The sequence below is a fragment of the Emticicia sp. W12TSBA100-4 genome (genome assembly GCF_040253585.1).
Lineage (GTDB): Bacteria > Bacteroidota > Bacteroidia > Cytophagales > Spirosomataceae > Emticicia.
On record NZ_JBELAU010000003.1, the window covers coordinates 408,440 to 427,529 of the forward strand.

Genomic DNA, 19,090 nt, shown 5'->3' on the forward strand with positions numbered 1-19,090 from the left:
TTTTGTCTCCAAGTAAAAAAATAAATTAGACTTCAAAGCGATAATAATGGAAAATAAATTAAGAGCATTAGCTATATACTTACCTCAATTTCATCCCATTCCTGAGAATGATTTATGGTGGGGAAAAGGATTTACAGAATGGAGGAATGTTGTAAAGGGAAAACAAATAGTAAAAGGACAATACCAACCTCATTTACCAGCAGATTTGGGGTTTTATGATTTAAGAATCCCAGAGGTGAGAGAACAACAGGCTGAATTAGCCAAAGAAAGTGGGATTTATGGTTTTTGTTATTATCATTATTGGTTTAATGGAAAAAGACTATTAGAACGCCCTTTTAATGAGGTATTGAATTCAAAAAAACCTGATTTCCCATTTTGTTTATGTTGGGCTAACGAAAATTGGTCAAGGAATTGGGATGGTAAAAGTAACGAAATGTTATTGGAGCAAAAATATTCCAAAGAAGATGATATTAACCATATTAGATACCTATGTGAAAATGTTTTTCATGATGATAGATATATAAAAGTTGATGGAAAACCTGTATTTATTATTTATAGACCATCTCTTTTCAAAAATATAAATGAAACCGCTGAAACTTGGAGAAATGAAGCAAGAAAATATGGCTATAAAGATTTGTATTTAGTATTTTTTTGGTCATTTGATAGTGGAATTAACCCAAATACAATAGGTTTTGATGCTGCGGCTCAGTTTACACCAAATAAAATGCAATTTGTAAGATTCAAAGCTATAAAAACTGAATTAATTCGTAAACTTGGTTTTTTTTCTTCAACACAAAGTAAATACCTTGTAATTGATTATAATGAAGTTGCTGATTTCTATAAAGAAACTTCATACCCTGATGATTTTACTTTGTTTCCTTGTGTTACACCAATGTGGGACAACTACGTACGAAGAAGAGAAAAAGGAGGTACAATATTAATAAATTCAACTCCTCAAAAATATCATGATTGGTTGGATGCCGTTTGTAAAAATTGGGTTCCTCCTTCTAAAGAAGAAAACTTTATTTTCATAAATGCGTGGAACGAATGGGCCGAAGGGAATCATTTAGAACCATGTGAAAAATGGGGTAATAGTTATTTAGATGCAACTCAAAAAGTTTTAAAGAATTATTAAAAATAATCATTTAGATATAGATATGAAAAATGGGTTATCTATAATTATAACATATTATTTTGGGTCAAAGTATATAATGGAATGTATCAACTCAATATACAAATCATATGATACCTCCCTAAGTAAAATTCAAATGGAGATTATTTTAGTTATAGATTCACCTAATGATAATTCATTTGACTTTAACCAACTAAAAAATTATTATGAGAATAAAGGTAACTTGAAAATACTATTTAATGAAAAAAATATTGGAGTTGCCAAATCAAGGAATTTAGGCCTTTTAAATTCAACAAAAAACCATTTTACTATATTAGATCAGGATGATTTTGTTGATATTAACTATTTCAAAACTATTGAAAATGAAATAAATAATAGTAATGAAGATATTTACTTACTGAATGGTAAATACATATTTGTAAATCAAAAATCCGCAAAAATGTTTTACTTTTCACCAAAGTTTACGATAAAAAGCATTTTAATGCAATATACTAATATTATTTCTCCTGGATTAGTCATTTTTAATAAGAAAAACATAGAAATAGATAACTTGTTTTTTGAGACATCTCCATATTATAGAGGATGCGATGATTGGGCTGCCTATATAAATATTATTCTGAATGTTAAAAATTTGAAATTCAAATTTATTAACAAAGTTCTATTTTATTACAGGTTTCATGAAAATAATTATGGTAATAATATAAAAGGTATGATTTATTCTACTCTATCAGTAATTGATTATTTTTCAAAACAACAAACAAATAATTCTTTAAAAGTATTAAAAAATGCAAGGAGCCGCTATTATTTCCTTTATTTATTAAAAGTTAAAAAGCACAGTTTGTTAAAGCTTTTTCAATATTATCCAATGTATACATTTGAACATTATTTTACATCATTTTTTAACATTGAGAGATTTAATAGTGTAATTGCAAAATTGACTAAAAGGTAATCTTGTTTTGATTTTCTAATATGATAAAAAAGCCAATCTTATCAATTTGTATTCCAGCACATGGAAGACTTGAATATGTAATCAATACACTTGAAAGTATATTTTCAGTCGAAAATTTAAGAAATGTTGAACTATCAGAATTTGAAGTAATTATTTCAGATAATGATGAAAAAGGAGCATTAAAAGTGCTTTCTGAAATATTTAAATATCCCAATTTCAAATATTTCCAAACTGATTGTAAAGGCTTTGAAAATAGTTATTTTGTTTTGACATATGGTAATGGTGAATTTTTAAAATTGCACAACAGTCAAGAACTTTGGAATGAGGGTTCATTGTTCAGAGTAATTAATCTAATCAAAAATAATTTGCAAAAAAAACCACTCTTATTCTTTACAAGTGGAATTTTACTTAAAGGTGAAATTATTGAAGTTAATACATTTAATGATTTTATTTTTAAAACCTCATATTTTACATCATGGAGTAATTCATTTGGGATCTGGAATGAAGACTTTAATAAAGTTTCAATAGATTGTATTTTAAATAAATTGTTTCCGCATACTTCTTTATTGGTAACCCAACATTATAAACATGAATTTAAAATTGTTGATATTCCATATTTTTCTACTCAGTTTGTAAAGAAGAGAGGTGGTCATAATAAATTCCAAGCATTTACAGTTGAATATCCAACGATTGTTACAGATTTATTTAATAAAGGATTAATTACAAAAAAAACTAAAAAAAGAGTTTTTAGAGATTTACTTTGTGAATATTTTCCATTATTGTATTTCAACGTAAAAGTTTCCAGAAGAGAAACTTTTAGTTCTGAAGGTTTCGAGCAAAATTTAGAAATTTTCTTTCCGAAAGGTTCCATTTACTTAGTAGTTTTTTTAAGTTTTATTATACCAATAAAAATCATTTTCCGAAAGATATACTTGAATTATATTTTAAAATCTAAAGATTGAAATTGATTCTTTATAATCAGAGTGAAAAGTTTATTTTCTTGTATTTAAATTAAATATGCCGAAAAGTAAAATCAATTCATATGTAAATAAATTATTACATTTAACAAATTGAAAGAAATAATTAACAAACTTATAATTTAATTATTAGTTAATATAATAATCTAAGCTATTGTTTTATCAGTTAAACACTTAAATAGTATAGATATATCTTTACAAAAATTTATGAACTTAAAAGCTATTTATTGTATAAATAAATTCATCATTATTCCATTTATTACGATATAAAGTTTGTAGAAAAGAGTATTATGAACCAAAAATCATAGCATTAAAAATCTATAATCATGCATTCAATATTAAGTATAATAATTAGTAGACTAAAAAATGAAAAGTTCAAATTTGATAATAAAATACCTATTTCATATTTGATTAGATTTTTCATTGAAAGAATAATTATGTTTTTATATGGAAAAATACTTTTCCCTAACAGAAATAGATGTTTTATTCATCCAAGTTCTATCGTTCGATGTAGATCAAAAATTAGTTTTGGGAACAATTTTACAATCGGAAGGAGTTGCTTTGTTGATGCACTTTCAATAAATGGGTTTAAATGTGGTGAAAATGTCTCTATGGGGATTTATACACATGTTTGTCTAACAGGCAGTCTTAAAAATTTAGCTTTGGGAATTTCTATTGGAAATAATGTTGGTTTGGGATCTCATGGACACTATGGAAGTGGAGTTGGAGGGTTACAAATAGGTGATGATACTATTATTGGGAATTATGTAAGTTTTCATCCTGAGACGCATAACTACAGCGATCTTGATGTTCCAATACGTTTACAAGGTGTGCAAGGAAATGGAATAATTATAGGTAAGAACTGTTGGATTGGAGCTAAAGCGACTTTTCTTGATGGAGCTAATGTGGGAGATGGATGTATTGTAGCGGCTGGATCAGTTGTGAAAGGGGAATTTCCTCCAAATACAATTATAGGTGGAGTTCCTGCCAAAGTTTTGAAAATGCGTGTTAATTAAAATAAATTGTATTAAAATTAAAAAACACATTAAGGTTTGGGGTATGCGTAAGTTGAAGAATATTGATGATTTGAACAATTTTCTTGCAAAGAAACGATTATTTATTTTTCCTCAACAAAAAAAGTTCCGTAAACATAATTGTTCAAATACAACTAAATAAGAACCAGCATGTGATAATTTAATTATTAACTATAATGATTTATAGGGAGATTAAATAAAAAAGTCAACTACTTGAATTTACAGAAATAACAAATTAGTCATTTGTTACTTTTCTTTTATAACTCTATTTTTTTGAGTTGTCAATTTAGTCTCTGAAATGATGCTATTAATATTATTTTTTTAAATTCTATAGTATAAAATTTGTTTCCAACTAATCTCAACTTTGGTAGTAAATCTAATTAATAATTAAAAATATTTAGCTTAAATTTTAGTATTTACTTAACAATTTTGTAGGCAAAAAGGTAGTGGTCAAAAAGTCAAGCGTCTACAATTTAGTACTTTATTATTATTTCTAAAAAATAATTTAATAACATGATTAAAAAATTAACAATTTATCACTTTTACTTGATTTGTTTTTGTTTAATTCAAAACAAGTGATATTTGATAACATTTAATTCTTTTGAATTTACAAAATATAAATTTTATAGATCCAAAGGAACATATCAATTTGTTTTTATTTTGAATTTATTTGTTCCAATAAAATTTATTCGGATGAAAATAAATGTCAAGTACTTCTAAAGCCTTGAAAATAAATAAAATCCATGAAAATAGCAATAATAGGTACAAGGGGTATTCCAAATAACTATGGTGGTTTTGAACAGTTTGCTGAATATTTAGCCGATGGTTTGGTTAAAAGAGGGGTTCAGGTCACTGTTTACAATAGCCATAGTCATCCTTTTCAAGAAAAAGTTTGGAGAGGGGTAAATATTATTCACTGTTATGATCCAGAAGATAAGTATGGAACTGTTGGACAGTTTGTATATGACTTGAATTGTATCTTAGATTCAAGGAAGCGAGACTTTGATATAATCTTACAGTTAGGCTACACAAGCAGTACTATTTGGGGTTGGTTATTACCTTCAAAACCAGTAATTACTACAAATATGGATGGTTTAGAATGGAAACGTAGTAAATACTCAAAACCAGTTCAAAAATTTTTACAATTTGCTGAGTATTTAGGTACAAAATTTAGTGATTACTGGATTGCTGATTCTATTGGAATACAACAATACCTCACTGATAAGTATCAATTAAAGTCAACGTATATTCCCTATGGAGCATTTGTTTTTGAAAATCCCGAAAGCAAAGCATTAGCAAATTATAAAGTTGAATCTTATCAATATGATATGTTGATTGCTCGTTTAGAGCCTGAAAATAATATTGAGACAATACTTGATGGGGTCGTAAAATCATCAGTTAAACGTCCTTTTTTGGTTATAGGTAAACATGAAACCAATTATGGTAATTATTTAAAAAATAAGTTTAGCAATACTCCAACGATCCATTTTATTGGTGGTATTTATGATATTAATGTTTTGAATAATTTGCGTTATTATTCAAATATCTATTTTCATGGACACTCAGTAGGTGGTACTAATCCATCACTCTTGGAGGCGATGGCTTCAAATGCTTTGATTTGTGCAAATCAAAATAAATTTAATTCAACAATATTAGGAAATGATTCATTCTACTTCTCTAATTCTGATGAAGTAGCAAATATTCTTGAAACCAAAGTAAAACAAAACGAACTTATAAAGACAACAACTAACATTGAGAAAATTAAAAAAATATATTCTTGGGAAATTATTATCGAACAATATCTATTACATTTTAAAGAAATTATAAACTAAAGATAACTCTAATAGACCAAATCTAAATTTTAACTTACCATGAAAACAATTAAAACCACCTTACAAGGGGTTTACATTATTGAACCCAATATCTTCAAAGACGAAAGAGGATACTTCTTTGAGTCCTTTAATGCCGAAACTTGGAAAAAACTTGAATTACCCCATTCATTCGTCCAAGATAATCAATCTTTTTCAACAAAGGGAGTATTACGTGGTCTTCATTTTCAAACAGGAGAACACGCACAAGGGAAACTGGTTCGTGTTATTATGGGTAGAGTATTAGATATTGCGGTTGATATACGTCCCGACTCTCCAACGTTTGGTAAATACGAGTTTTTTGAATTAGACGCCGCTTCTAATCGCATGGTTTACATACCAGTCGGATTTGCTCATGGCTTTTTAGCTTTAGAAGATAGCATTTTTAGTTATAAATGTACGGCGGGCTATAATAAAGCAGCCGAAGCTGGTATTATTTGGAATGACCCAACACTTCAAATAGAATGGCCCGTTTCTAACCCAAACGTATCAGAAAAAGATATGCTTTTACCAACTTTTAGCTCTTTTTTCAACTTATAATTAGCCATAAATTACCAAAGAAAATGAAAAAGATTTTAATCACAGGCGGAGCAGGCTTTATTGGCTCCCATGTTGTTCGTTTGTTTGTAACACAATATCCCAATTATCAAATCTTCAATTTAGATAAATTAACATACGCTGGAAATTTAGCTAACCTAACAGATATTGCCAATGCTCCAAATTATACTTTTGTAAAAGGAGACATTGTAGATGCTGATTTTATCAATGAATTATTTGAAACGCAACAGTTTGACGGCATTATTCATTTGGCGGCAGAATCTCATGTTGACCGCTCTATCACTGAACCAATGGCGTTTGTGATGACCAATGTAGTAGGTACTTGTAATTTATTAAATGCTGCTAAAAATACATGGAAAGCTTCGGGATATGAAGGAAAACGCTTTTACCACGTATCAACTGATGAAGTTTACGGAGAATTACATAACCCAGAAGATTTTTTCTTAGAAACTACACCTTATGACCCTCGTTCGCCTTACTCTGCCTCTAAGGCATCTTCCGACCACTTTGTAAGAGCGTATGGCAATACTTATAAACTACCTGTTGTGATTACCAACTGTTCTAATAATTATGGTCCAAATCATTTCCCTGAGAAATTATTACCATTGATGATTAACAATATATTACACAATCGACCACTTCCTGTTTATGGAAAAGGTGAGAATGTAAGAGACTGGTTGTTTGTGGTTGATCATGCTCGTGCAATTGATATGGTTTATCATACAGGAAAAGAAGGAGAAACCTACAACATAGGAGGCTTTAATGAATGGAAAAATATTGATATCGTTCGTTTGGTCTGTAAAACGATGGACAGCAAATTAGGTCGTCCAGAAGGAACTTCGGAGCAATTAATCACTTACGTAACTGATCGTGCAGGGCATGACTTACGTTATGCTATTGATGCTACCAAAATTATGAACGAATTAGGTTGGAAACCATCGCTTCAATTTGAAGAAGGATTAGAAAAAACCGTTGACTGGTTTTTAAATAACCAAGAATGGTTAGACAATATTACGTCGGGAAATTATAAGGAATATTACGACAAAATGTATTCGTAAAGTCACTTACCCCTCATCTAACTATCGTTGGTCAAATCTGACAAACTTTTTAACACAAAAAATATAAATAATAAACACTCCTCCGGAGTTACAGCTATGAAAGGCATCATTTTAGCGGGTGGGTCAGGAACAAGATTACACCCTTTAACGTTGGCAGTAAGTAAGCAGTTAATGCCTATTTATGATAAACCAATGATCTATTATCCTCTGTCGATTTTAATGTTGGCAGGAATTAAAGAAATTTTAATTATCTCTACTCCTCATGATTTGCCTAATTTTAAGAAGTTATTAGGGGATGGCTCGCAGATAGGATGTCGTTTTGAATATGCAGAACAACCCCTTCCTAATGGACTTGCTCAGGCATTTGTGATTGGAGAAGAATTTATTGGTGACGATAAAGTAGCCCTTGTATTAGGTGATAATATTTTTTACGGAAGTGGGTTAAGTAAATTATTGCAAGCAAATAACGACCCCATAGGAGGTGTAGTTTATGCGTACCAAGTGCACGACCCTGAACGCTATGGAGTAGTTGAATTTGACGAAGATTTCAATGTACTTTCAATTGAAGAAAAGCCTGAAGTACCTAAATCAAATTATGCAGTTCCTGGCTTGTATTTCTACGATAATTCGGTTGTTGAAATTGCCAAAAATATAGCTCCATCGCCAAGAGGAGAATATGAAATTACGGATGTAAACAAAGAATACCTTCGTCAGGGAAAATTAAAAGTGGGCGTATTGAATAGAGGAACAGCTTGGTTAGACACAGGCACATTTACTTCTTTAATGCAAGCAGGGCAATTTGTTCAAGTACTCGAAGAAAGACAAGGATTGAAAGTTGGTTGCATTGAAGAAGTGGCTTACAGAATGGGTTTTATTGATGCAGAGCAATTAAGTGTTATTGCTAAGCCTTTAGTTAAAAGCGGTTACGGGAAATATCTATTAGATATGTTAAAATAAAAGAAATACGAAATACTCTTAAAAAATTACATAATTATGAGCAATATATTAGTCTTAGGAGGAAGTGGACAGTTGGGGCAGAGTTTACAGAAAGTAGCTGCTATAAGAGGTATTGAGGCCATAGTTTTTGCGGACGAAATCAAAGGTAATATCTTAGACAAAGCCGTATTGACTGCATTGTTTGAAGAAACTCGACCTTCTTATGTGATTAACTGTGCTGCTTATACTGCAGTAGATAAAGCAGAAGATGAAGTCGCTTTAGCTCGTTTGATTAATAAAGACGGAGCAGCTAATATTGCAGCACTTTGTATTCAATTCGAAGCTGAGATGCTGCAGGTTTCGACAGATTTTGTATTTGAAGGCAACATACCAACTTTATTAACTGAAGAGATGCCTGCCGAACCAATAAGTATTTATGGTTTAACTAAATTAGAAGGAGAACAATCAGTAGCAGAGTTATTACCTGCTCATTATATTATTCGAACAAGCTGGTTGTATTCAGAATTTGCCAATAATTTCATGAAAACTATGCTGCGTTTAGGAACAGAGCGAGACGAGTTAGGTATTATTGTAGATCAGGTTGGCACACCAACTTATGCTGTTGATTTGGCAGGAGCTTTATTTGACATTATTACTTCAAAGAAAAAAGCTTACGGTATTTACCATTACAGCAACGAGGGAGCTGTTTCTTGGTACGATTTTGCTCAGGCCATTTTTGAATTAGGAAAAGTAAACGTGCGAGTGAAAGCGTTGAAAACAAATGAGTATCCAACAAGAGCAACTCGTCCAGCTTTTTCAGTAATGGATAAAAGTAAAATTAAAACAACCTTCGGAATAGATATTCCATATTGGAAGGATAGTTTAAAAAAATGTTTGAAACACTTTAATTATATCGAATAAAATTTAAACATTACATTTCTGCTAATCTTAGTAGCAGAATTTTTATAATACTGATCAACGAATTAACTGCTGTTTTCCAAAATAGTCTTTGGGGCTTGAATAAAAACTTACTAAAACCACATACCGCTGTCGGTTTCCTTTTTATACCCATCGATATATTGGCTTAGACTTGCTCCTACTGCCAAAGTCAACCAATCAAGAAATTTAGAACCATTTCATTATTTTAATAATGAGTTGTAGCTGTGACAATGATACACTTTTCCGAGTCAAACATAAAAGTTTTACTTAAAACCCAAACATATAATGAACAAAGACTCAAAAATATACATAGCTGGGCATAGAGGCATGGTTGGTTCGGCCATTACTCGCCATTTGAGCAACGAAGGGTTTTCTAATTTGCTCCTACGTACATCAAAAGAGCTGGATTTGAGAAACCAAGCAGATGTATTTTCTTTTTTTGCCAACGAAAAACCCGATTACGTTTTTCTGGCAGCGGCCAAAGTAGGTGGTATTGTGGCCAATAATACCTACCGAGCCGATTTTATTTATGAGAATCTGGCCATACAGAATAATATCATTCATGCGGCTTATTTGCAGGGTGTAAAGAAACTGATGTTTTTGGGGTCTTCGTGTATTTACCCAAAAATGGCTCCTCAACCACTCAAAGAAGACTATTTACTGACAGGCCTTCTCGAACCTACCAATGAGCCTTATGCCATCGCCAAGATTGCGGGCATCAAAATGTGTGAGGCTTATCGGACACAGTATGGTTGTGATTTTATATCGGTGATGCCAACCAACTTATACGGGCCAAATGATAACTATGACTTACAAAACTCGCACGTGCTACCTGCCATGATACGCAAGTTTCACGAAGCCAAGATAAATCAAGATAAAGCTGTATATTTGTGGGGCAGTGGCTCACCTATGCGTGAGTTTTTGCACGCCGATGATTTGGCCAATGCTTGCATTTTTTTGATGAACAACTATAGCGAGGCAGGTTTTGTGAATATCGGTACGGGTACTGATGTAACCATCAAAGCTTTGGCCGAATTGGTAAAAAAGATAGTTGGTTTTGAAGGAGAATTGGTTTGGGATAGCTCAAAACCAGATGGTACGCCCCGCAAATTGATGGATGTATCGAAGCTTCACGGTTTGGGTTGGCAACACCAAATTGAGCCTGAGCAAGGTATTGCTTTAGCCTATCAAGATTTCTTGGAGAATCATGATGCACTAAGATTATAAAATGATTGCTTGCTGAAAATATAAAAGTTGTTTTTTAAAATACAGCACTATTAATATGGATAAAAGTCTGACAAATATTTTGCTGCCATATAATAGTAGATACTTTGGCGAAACAACACTGGTCAACCAAGAATAAAAATACAAACAACTATTTTTTTAATTATACATTAACGTAACACATTTACCCATGAAAAAAGCCCTAATAACTGGTATCACCGGTCAAGATGGAGCTTATTTAGCCGAATTTTTATTGAACAAAGGCTATGAAGTACACGGAATCAAACGCCGCAGCTCATTGATAAATACCCAACGCATTGACCATCTATACGAAGATTTGCATAAACGAGATGTAAAGTTTATCATGCACTACGGCGATTTATCAGACTCTACAAATATTATTCGTATAGTTCAAGAGATTCAACCCGACGAGATATATAACTTAGGGGCGATGTCGCACGTGAAAGTATCGTTTGATGAACCAGAATATACTGCTCAAGTAGATGGCATCGGTACCTTAAGAGTTCTGGAGGCCGTGAGATTACTGGGTTTGATTGAAAAAACAAAAATATATCAAGCATCAACCTCCGAACTGTATGGTTTAGTGCAGGCTGTGCCACAATCTGAGACTACGCCATTTTACCCACGTTCGCCTTATGCAGTAGCAAAGCTATATGGTTATTGGATTACGGTCAATTATCGTGAGGCATATAATATGTTTGCGGTCAATGGTATTTTATTCAACCACGAGTCTCCGCTTCGTGGAGAAACTTTTGTAACTCGTAAGATTACGAGAGCAGCGGCACAAATCGCCCTTGGTCAGCAAGAGAAATTGTTTTTGGGTAATTTAGATGCCCAACGTGACTGGGGTCATGCCAAAGACTACGTGGAAGCCATGTGGTTGATTTTACAACAAGAAGTAGCAGAAGATTATGTAATTGCCACTGGTATTACCACTCGTGTAAGAGAGTTCGTACGCATGGCTTTTGCTGAAGTAGGCATTGAAATTGCATTTGAAGGAGAAGGTGTTGATGAGAAAGGCCGAGTGGTGGCTTGTCATAATCCACTCTACCAAGTGCCAATAGGAAATATTGTAGTTGAGGTTGATCCTAAGTATTTCAGACCAACCGAGGTAGAATTATTGATTGGAGACCCAACAAAATCAAAAACGAAACTTGGTTGGGAACCTAAATATGATTTGCCAGCTTTGGTAAAAGATATGATGCAATCAGATGTAGCTTTGTTTAGCAAATAAACTAAACATCTTTGTAAACAGCGATAGATTTGACTATCGCTGTTTTTTTATGCTTAATAATAAATCGGATAAAATTTAAAAGGCACATTTCGCCCAAACTGAATAGCTGGTGCAGGTATTTTGATATTGACCATCGAATTCACCACAGTTTTCCAGAATAGTTTTTTTGGTTTAAATAAACGCTTGGTATCAATATCTAATGCCAGATACCACTGTCGGTTTCCCTGTCCGAAGCCATCGGTATATTGGTCGAGGCTCGCTCCTACTGCCAAATTCAGCCAATCAGGAAATTTGGTATCTTTCAATGCTCGCACATTATTTTTGATGTTCACCGAAAACCAATAGGTCTGGTTAATATAATCATCGTGCCAAGTTGCGGTACGTTTCCGAACGGTAGGGTCAATGATTGGGCCATATTCTCGTGGGAAATACGAAAACTTTACCTCGGTATTGGCAAAAAAACGACTTTTTGATTTGAGATATGGATAAAAGCAGCCCAAACTTCCCCATGTAGCATCTCGCCAGCTAAAGCCGTAAGTAGGTGCATACCCATCTTTTACTTCCACAATAAACTGTGTAGCCGAACTCCACAAAGCTCCATAGAGTGCAGCTTTATTTTCTTCTACCCCACTCCACCTCAATAAGGCTCCCATTCTATCAGATACAAAAGAACCCAAAAAGAAATGGCCCATTTTATCGTGCCCACGAGCATACTTTTTATCTCGACCTCCATCAAAGTGAAAATCAACGGGGTTCTCTTTCCACCAAGCTTGGGTTTTCATGTAATAATATACATATCCATAAGTAAAAACCGTAACACCACCAACTATTGCTAAACGCTTAGGATATACATGAGATTTGGTAGCTGAGTCGGCTTCAATTTGAGTTGAATCTGTTGTTTGGGTATGAGCAAAAGAATAGCTCTGCACCCAAAAAGTAAATAGAAATAAGATTTTAAAGTTTTGAGTCATTAATGTATATGTTTTGCAAATTGAAAGGAGTTGTGCCTAACTCAAAAATCTACTTGAAAATAGTTTCATGGCGTATGGTGATAAAGTTATAGACTTTGTATAGTATTTTCAAACTTCTTGCGATAAAATTATCATTAAAATTCTGATGCCTTGACAGAAATTTGAATATATCTTTAACTTCTATAATAAAATAAAGAATCTTCATAAAGTAGATACCGATCAATAAATAAATGATGGAAATGTTATTTTTTGTTTTTAATTTTAACTTAAAAAGAAGGATATTTGATTATCAGATGCATTGGAAAGTAAAAAATTGTTGAATGGTATCAAAATTAACTCTTATCGACCATGATGTATTTTAAACCAATTCTGTATGCGATAGTTGTTAGTTTATCTTTACTACTAAGTTCGATACCACTCAAAGCAAGCGTTAAGAATGATACAATATCATCTTATATTCCAAGAAGTTTTTCGGTGAATCTTTCGAGCAGAGGATACGGAGCAGAAGTGGGTTTTAAGTTGAAAGAAAAACCAAGTTTTGGTTTAAGAATTGGCCTTAATTATTTGGCTTTTCAAAAAGCCCAAAATATTAAAATGGATAAAGGTACCAGTGTTGATATTTTTCCTGATATAAAAACATTAGTACTGAGTGGTTTTGCCGATTATTATCCATTTAAAAAAAAGATCTTTAGACTAACTGGTGGTTTAAGTTATGAAATTATTCAGCAGTATCAGGTCGCATTTAGTTCAGCCTCAGGCTTGAATTTAGGAGGCCTTCAGATTGCGAGCGATGATTTTGGAAATATAAACTTTGGCATGAAGTGGAATGCACTTAGGCCATACCTTGGATTTGGTTTTGGAAGGAGTATTATGAAAAACCGCCTTGGGTTTGGTTTTGATATGGGGTTTGCCTATATGGGAAGTCCAAAACTAAAACTGATCTATGAAGGTTTTTTAGAAACTACTACCATTGACGACGAAATGAAGAAAATTGAAGCAAATATGAAAGGATATAGCTATTATCCATACATTGGCTTCCAAGTGAGATATAACACGTACCCTATAACAAAGTTAAAGTAAACTTTTGAATAAACAGGTCTTTGAAAATGATTCAAAGCTAATAGCCGTTAACTCTAAATAAATAGCCATGTATGCTAAAAAGTTATACATAGGATTACTTTTTGTATCCCTGTTGGTTATCTCATGTACAAACCCGCTCGACGGATTTGTACTTGGCTTCAAAGAACCGCTTGATAAAGCTACCGTTAGAGTGCAATTTTCATTGCCTAATGGGGGGAAATTACCTTCAGATTTGAACTTTCAGGTTGTTGGTAAAGATGCCGACAAGATTGTCACCAACTTAAATACAAAGAATTTTAAAATTAGTAAAGAAGGTGTATTGATATTAGCAGTATCACCCGAGTTCGTACCGAGTAGCAGTAATCCCATTAAAATCACTTTGGTGGCTGAAGCAAAAGACTACACTAAAATCATCAAAGATGTTACCTTCACAAATACCAACAACTATAGTTTTTATTTTGGTTTCACCCAACGAAATGTGGCAGGAAATGCCAATGCCAACCAACTTGTATTGGATATAACAAAATCGAAAAAGCTTGAGGTACAGTCATTCAATAACACAGAAAAAATACAGTTAACGGTTCCTGATAATGTTGGATTTCTAACTGCCAATAATGAAAATGTAAAAGGAGTAATTGACGTAACCCTCAATCATTTTAATAGCAAAAACTCGAAAGCTTATTTACCCGCTGGAGGTGTGGCTACCAATCCGGTTGATAAAAACAACAAACCTTTAGCCGAACCTTTTGATTTTTATCAAACAGCGGGCGGGGTTTCGATTGAAATGAGTACACAAAACCACGAAATCATAAAAAAGTTTAGTGTTCCATTGAAGGTTAATTTAGATGTGAATAATACCATTTTAAATCCAATTACTAACAAAATTATTGCTGAAAAAGATAAACTGACACTCTTCAGCTATGATACTGATACTGGCATTTGGAAAGAAGAAGCAGAGCTTGCCATAGAAAAAGACAGTCAGACTGGCAAATTAGGAGTAACATTCGAGATGCCTCATCTTACTTACTGGATTATTGGTTGGAAACGAAACATTTGTAGGGTTGGCCCCTCATTCACTATCAAAAGTGATTTGAAAGATTTAGACATCGCTTATTATGCACAATTAGTTGATGCCAGCAATAATCAACTAATTAGAGATTATTACATATCACTCAACAATGGGGCAGTTGCCTCAATCAACTTTATACCAAGGGTAGCCGAAAATGTGAAGTTTAGAATATTTGATTACAATAATTATTACGGTGGTAATAACAAAGTATTTATAGTTGAGTCGGCTGCTTTACCAATATGTGGCACCAATAATTTGTCATTAGACCTCAGTAAATTGTCCGCCCCCAAATTTATTGAACTCGATATAAAAGTGGTTTGTCCACAAGGAAAAGTTCTTGATGAAGCAGGATTACCCGCACAAATGAGAGTACAGTACAGCGAACCTGACAAAAATGTGTGGAGAGATGTAGGCGTACTTACGAGATTTAACAGAAAAGTTAGAACGTATAGAATGCAACTTGGTAAAAAATATGATATGAGAGGAAGTACAGATGGAGGTGTAACTTGGCCCTATGTACAAAGGAATTATTTGGTAGATAAACAGTTATGGAGTTTTGAACTCCCCGGAAAAGAATATTGCAAGTAAAGATCAAATTAAGTATAGTAAGTCTAAAAACTTTTGCCCAAAGAATCATAAGCACATATAATTAAATCATCATGAAAACACTTATAACTAAAAACCGACAAAAACGATTGGCATTTGATCTTATTCTGTTATGTGGTTCATTCTATTTAGCAATGCTAATGAGCCACAAACCGATAGATAATAATCAAATACTTATACCAATAATATTGGTATTTATTTGGTATTTCACGAGTAAATATACCAATTTGTATGATGATTTCCGTACCACTACTTTTATTGAAGAGTTATTGGTTCTGGTACCAAATGTCTTATTTCAACTAATAGCAGTTGGTTTTATCTATTTTACAATTAATGATCACCTCTATGTACGAACTTTAGCTCTGTATTATGTTTTGTTCATGACAATTATCTTGGCATTCAAGAAATATTTTTTGAAGCAATGGAAACTTTATAACTGGGTAACTGGAAAGGACATCAAAAATCTGCTAATTATTGGTAGTGGTGATCAAGGAATGGCATTTTATAATACGGCATTAACCAACAAACAGTTTGGGTATAATCCGATTGGTTTTATTGAAGATTATCAACCACACCATTTGAATGGGAAGTATAGAGGTACAACTGCCGAACTTGAAAAAATTATCGATGAATTTAAAGTAGATGAAATTATTATAAGTTTGGCCGAATATGATACTACGAAAGTAAAAAAGATTTTGGCCATTGCTGATAAATATGCCATCAGAACCAAAATCATTCCTGAATATTTTCAGTTTTTTTCGAGCAAGTTTAAAATGGATATTTTTGGTCATTTACCAATTATTACTGTTCGAGAAGAACCGCTCGAAGAGTTTCATTGGTATATGATGAAGAACATCGCAGATGTAGTCTTTACATCACTCCTATTCATCTTTGTCTTCAGTTGGTTATTTCCAATTATCGCCATTGCTATAAAACTTGACTCAAAAGGGCCAGTATTTTACATACAAGATCGATGGGGGAAAAATGGAGTAGCATTCAAATGTATCAAATTCCGTTCTATGGTTCATAATGCAACTACCGTAAAGGACAATGGCAAATTTAATCAAACGGTTAAAAATGATGCAAGAGTAACAAGAGTTGGAGCATTTTTGCGTAAAAGCAATTTTGATGAATTACCACAGTTTTTTAATGTTTTGTGGGGTAATATGTCAGTAATTGGCCCAAGACCACACGCCGTTCAGCACAGTATCGAAAGTAAAGAACAAATCGATAATTATTTACTTAGACACCTCGTAAAACCAGGTATTACAGGCTGGGCTCAAGTTAATGGCTATCGAGGCGAAACAAGTGATATTTTTATGATGAAAAAGCGTGTAGAGTTTGATATATGGTACATCGAAAATTGGAGTCCATGGCTTGATCTTAAAGTGATCGTTATGACGCTTTATAGTATGGTAAAAGGAGATATGATGGCTTATTAATTTTGATTGAGAACTTCAGTAACAACATAACATACAGTTTAATATTGTATGGGGGAAAATGAAAAAGGCGGGTTTAAAACCCGCTATTTTTTTACAAAAGACTGAAGTTTTTAAATGGGTATTTATCCAGAGTCTTATGTATATCAGAATCATACTTCCCATCATTCAACAATTTTAAATGTCTATCATGGTGCATATCTGTCCCTAAAAAATCAATAAGACCTGCTTTAATGAGGCTATAAGCTAAGTTTTTGGTCGGTTTTCCGTAATATCCTAATAAGGATGGAATATTTATCTGCATTAAACACCCCAATTCTCTAATATGTGGAAAAACCTTATTGTTTTCTTGCCAGTAGTTGTAGCGTTCTGGGTGAGCTAAGATTGGCGTATAGCCTTTTGTAAGCAAATTGAAAATAGTTTCTTCAAAATTAGGTGAAGGCGAAATGAATGACATTTCGAAAAGTACATATTTTTTAGGTCCAAAATGCAAGATATCATTTTCTACAATCAATCGTTCAAAGTGAGAATCCAAGAAATATTCAGCGGCGGCTTCAACTTCAATTTTAATATTTCTCTTTTTTAATTCTTCCTTCAACTGAACTAATCCATTACGTACGATAGTGCTATCATTTGGATACAAATCAGTCATTATATGTGGTGTAGTGACGACTTTTTCATAGCCAAGCTCCGATAAGTTAATCAAAAAGTTAATACTTGTTTCTAAATCAGGACTACCATCATCAATACCTGGAATAAGATGAGAATGCATATCAACTTTGAGCATTTCTGCAAAAGTCAATTTAGGGGATTTTCTAAAAAAGGTTAGCATGTAATTAATTATATTTGAAATGAGGCTATTCGATTAATTTACCACTAAAAGTAAAATTTAGTTACTTGAAGTTCTAAATCACAAACTATAGTACGCAATATTTTTTGAGACTTCTTACTTTTTATTTAGTACTGATTATTTTTATTTAATACTGTTATGATCATTTTTCTTATTTGATTTATAAAAGTGTTTTTATAGTTACAAAATAAGTATTTCAATTATTCATAACCTACAAAAATTGTACTAAAATAAGAACTATTGAAGTTTTTCTTTTATTAATCTTTTGTTTTGAAATCTTTATTTACAAAATCCCACATAATTTAAATTTAGATAAAAAAAAAGATACTACCAAATTTAAATTACCGAATATATAAAGAAAATAATTCTTCTTTATTTTGAAACCATACACAGATTTTTCTACACTTGTGTATATATCTTAATTTCTATATATGGTATTCGTCTTTTATTTAATCTTACTCAATAATTTTATTTAGACATAGCAATGTATAATAGTTAAACGTACCATCCCTCCTATTTCATAACGTTTAGCCAATAGTGCTACGATCTACTTTAGGTTGTTTTCCTCCTTACTCATCTTTATCATGCATTCTCATCATCATTGCTGCTATAAGAAACCACTGACTAAGCAAAACTATCGCATTTTTTTAATGATCATGATTTCATAATATTACTGCTCAATATTCCAAGTTTCGCCCAATTCCTTATTCAATATTTAACCTCGTAGATTTATGTTGACGTAATTGTATATACTTCTTCGATTTTCCAAGAATTATCTTTCGAGATTCTTTCATCATCATTAAGGAGATGAATTTTACCCTTATCGTTTTCCATATTTTGTGGTAATTTGCTCATCACAACTCTCTCCCACACCAAACTTTAGATAATTGTACTTATTAAAACTAATTCTTTAAGCATCTGTATTGATTCATCGTTTTGATTCTTCAACAATCAATGGCAGAGTGCTGCAAGGGGCAATCCTGTTCCAAATCAAGCTACCGAAGTCATTATATAACATTATTCACAGCCCAAAAGTGAACTCTACTTTTAATTTAACAGCCCTATTAAGGAGGTGGAAATTAAGTACAAAGAAGTATTTAGTTAATAATATTTACCAAAGAATTACACGAGGTACAGCACAGAAG

16 protein-coding genes are annotated in these 19,090 nt (G+C 32.4%); 14 read left to right on the forward strand and 2 right to left on the reverse strand.

The window, feature by feature from the left end; all coding sequences use genetic code 11:
* Positions 1-46: 46 nt before the first annotated feature.
* From ABR854_RS05680 to gmd, 11 genes are all read left to right on the forward strand, one after another.
* The gene (locus ABR854_RS05680; RefSeq protein WP_350264400.1) at positions 47-1,135 is read left to right on the forward strand and encodes a glycosyltransferase WbsX family protein; all 1,089 of its coding nucleotides are present in this window, start codon (positions 47-49) and stop codon (positions 1,133-1,135) included.
* Positions 1,136-1,157: 22 nt separating this feature from the next.
* On the forward strand, positions 1,158-2,081 hold the full coding sequence (locus ABR854_RS05685; RefSeq protein ID WP_350264401.1) for a glycosyltransferase family 2 protein: 924 nt from the start codon (positions 1,158-1,160) through the stop codon (positions 2,079-2,081).
* Between the two features lie 20 nt (positions 2,082-2,101).
* Positions 2,102-3,043: a glycosyltransferase gene (locus ABR854_RS05690; RefSeq protein ID WP_350264402.1), complete on the forward strand. Its 942-nt coding sequence runs from the start codon at positions 2,102-2,104 to the stop codon at positions 3,041-3,043.
* 341 nt (positions 3,044-3,384) lie between these two features.
* Positions 3,385-4,074 carry an acyltransferase gene (locus tag ABR854_RS05695; RefSeq protein ID WP_350264403.1) on the forward strand — a complete coding sequence of 230 codons (690 nt, stop codon included), beginning with the start codon at positions 3,385-3,387 and terminating at the stop codon, positions 4,072-4,074.
* 761 nt (positions 4,075-4,835) lie between these two features.
* Positions 4,836-5,924 (forward strand): DUF1972 domain-containing protein, encoded by a 1,089-nt coding sequence (locus ABR854_RS05700; RefSeq protein ID WP_350264404.1) that lies wholly within the window; start codon positions 4,836-4,838, stop codon positions 5,922-5,924.
* A 39-nt stretch (positions 5,925-5,963) separates the two neighbouring features.
* On the forward strand, positions 5,964-6,500 hold the full coding sequence (rfbC, locus tag ABR854_RS05705; protein ID WP_350264405.1) for a dTDP-4-dehydrorhamnose 3,5-epimerase: 537 nt from the start codon (positions 5,964-5,966) through the stop codon (positions 6,498-6,500).
* Positions 6,501-6,523: 23 nt separating this feature from the next.
* The gene (gene rfbB, locus ABR854_RS05710) at positions 6,524-7,576 is read left to right on the forward strand and encodes a dTDP-glucose 4,6-dehydratase (protein WP_350264406.1); all 1,053 of its coding nucleotides are present in this window, start codon (positions 6,524-6,526) and stop codon (positions 7,574-7,576) included.
* A 96-nt stretch (positions 7,577-7,672) separates the two neighbouring features.
* A complete protein-coding gene (gene rfbA, locus ABR854_RS05715; RefSeq protein ID WP_350264407.1) occupies positions 7,673-8,533 on the forward strand; it encodes a glucose-1-phosphate thymidylyltransferase RfbA in 861 nt (286 codons plus the stop codon).
* A 36-nt stretch (positions 8,534-8,569) separates the two neighbouring features.
* Positions 8,570-9,433, forward strand: a complete 864-nt coding sequence (rfbD, locus tag ABR854_RS05720; protein ID WP_350264408.1) for a dTDP-4-dehydrorhamnose reductase — start codon at positions 8,570-8,572, stop codon at positions 9,431-9,433.
* A 303-nt stretch (positions 9,434-9,736) separates the two neighbouring features.
* Positions 9,737-10,678, forward strand: coding sequence for a GDP-L-fucose synthase (gene fcl / locus ABR854_RS05725; protein WP_350264409.1), 942 nt, complete (start codon positions 9,737-9,739; stop codon positions 10,676-10,678).
* Between the two features lie 187 nt (positions 10,679-10,865).
* On the forward strand, positions 10,866-11,930 hold the full coding sequence (gene gmd, locus ABR854_RS05730) for a GDP-mannose 4,6-dehydratase (RefSeq protein WP_350264410.1): 1,065 nt from the start codon (positions 10,866-10,868) through the stop codon (positions 11,928-11,930).
* A gap of 53 nt (positions 11,931-11,983) precedes the next feature.
* Here gmd and ABR854_RS05735 read toward each other — a convergent pair whose 3' ends face one another.
* Positions 11,984-12,901 carry a DUF2279 domain-containing protein gene (locus tag ABR854_RS05735; RefSeq protein ID WP_350264411.1) on the reverse strand — a complete coding sequence of 306 codons (918 nt, stop codon included), beginning with the start codon at positions 12,899-12,901 and terminating at the stop codon, positions 11,984-11,986.
* A gap of 348 nt (positions 12,902-13,249) precedes the next feature.
* Here ABR854_RS05735 and ABR854_RS05740 point away from each other — a divergent pair, with 348 nt between their 5' ends.
* The 3 genes from ABR854_RS05740 to ABR854_RS05750 all read left to right on the forward strand — a co-directional run bounded on the left by ABR854_RS05740 (position 13,250) and on the right by ABR854_RS05750 (position 17,098).
* Positions 13,250-13,981, forward strand: a complete 732-nt coding sequence (locus ABR854_RS05740) for a hypothetical protein (RefSeq protein WP_350264412.1) — start codon at positions 13,250-13,252, stop codon at positions 13,979-13,981.
* Positions 13,982-14,048: 67 nt separating this feature from the next.
* Positions 14,049-15,638 (forward strand): hypothetical protein, encoded by a 1,590-nt coding sequence (locus tag ABR854_RS05745; RefSeq protein ID WP_350264413.1) that lies wholly within the window; start codon positions 14,049-14,051, stop codon positions 15,636-15,638.
* Between the two features lie 71 nt (positions 15,639-15,709).
* Positions 15,710-17,098, forward strand: a complete 1,389-nt coding sequence (locus ABR854_RS05750; RefSeq protein WP_350264414.1) for an undecaprenyl-phosphate glucose phosphotransferase — start codon at positions 15,710-15,712, stop codon at positions 17,096-17,098.
* A gap of 91 nt (positions 17,099-17,189) precedes the next feature.
* Here ABR854_RS05750 and ABR854_RS05755 read toward each other — a convergent pair whose 3' ends face one another.
* Positions 17,190-17,927: a tyrosine-protein phosphatase gene (locus ABR854_RS05755; RefSeq protein ID WP_350264415.1), complete on the reverse strand. Its 738-nt coding sequence runs from the start codon at positions 17,925-17,927 to the stop codon at positions 17,190-17,192.
* Positions 17,928-19,090: the final 1,163 nt, after the last annotated feature.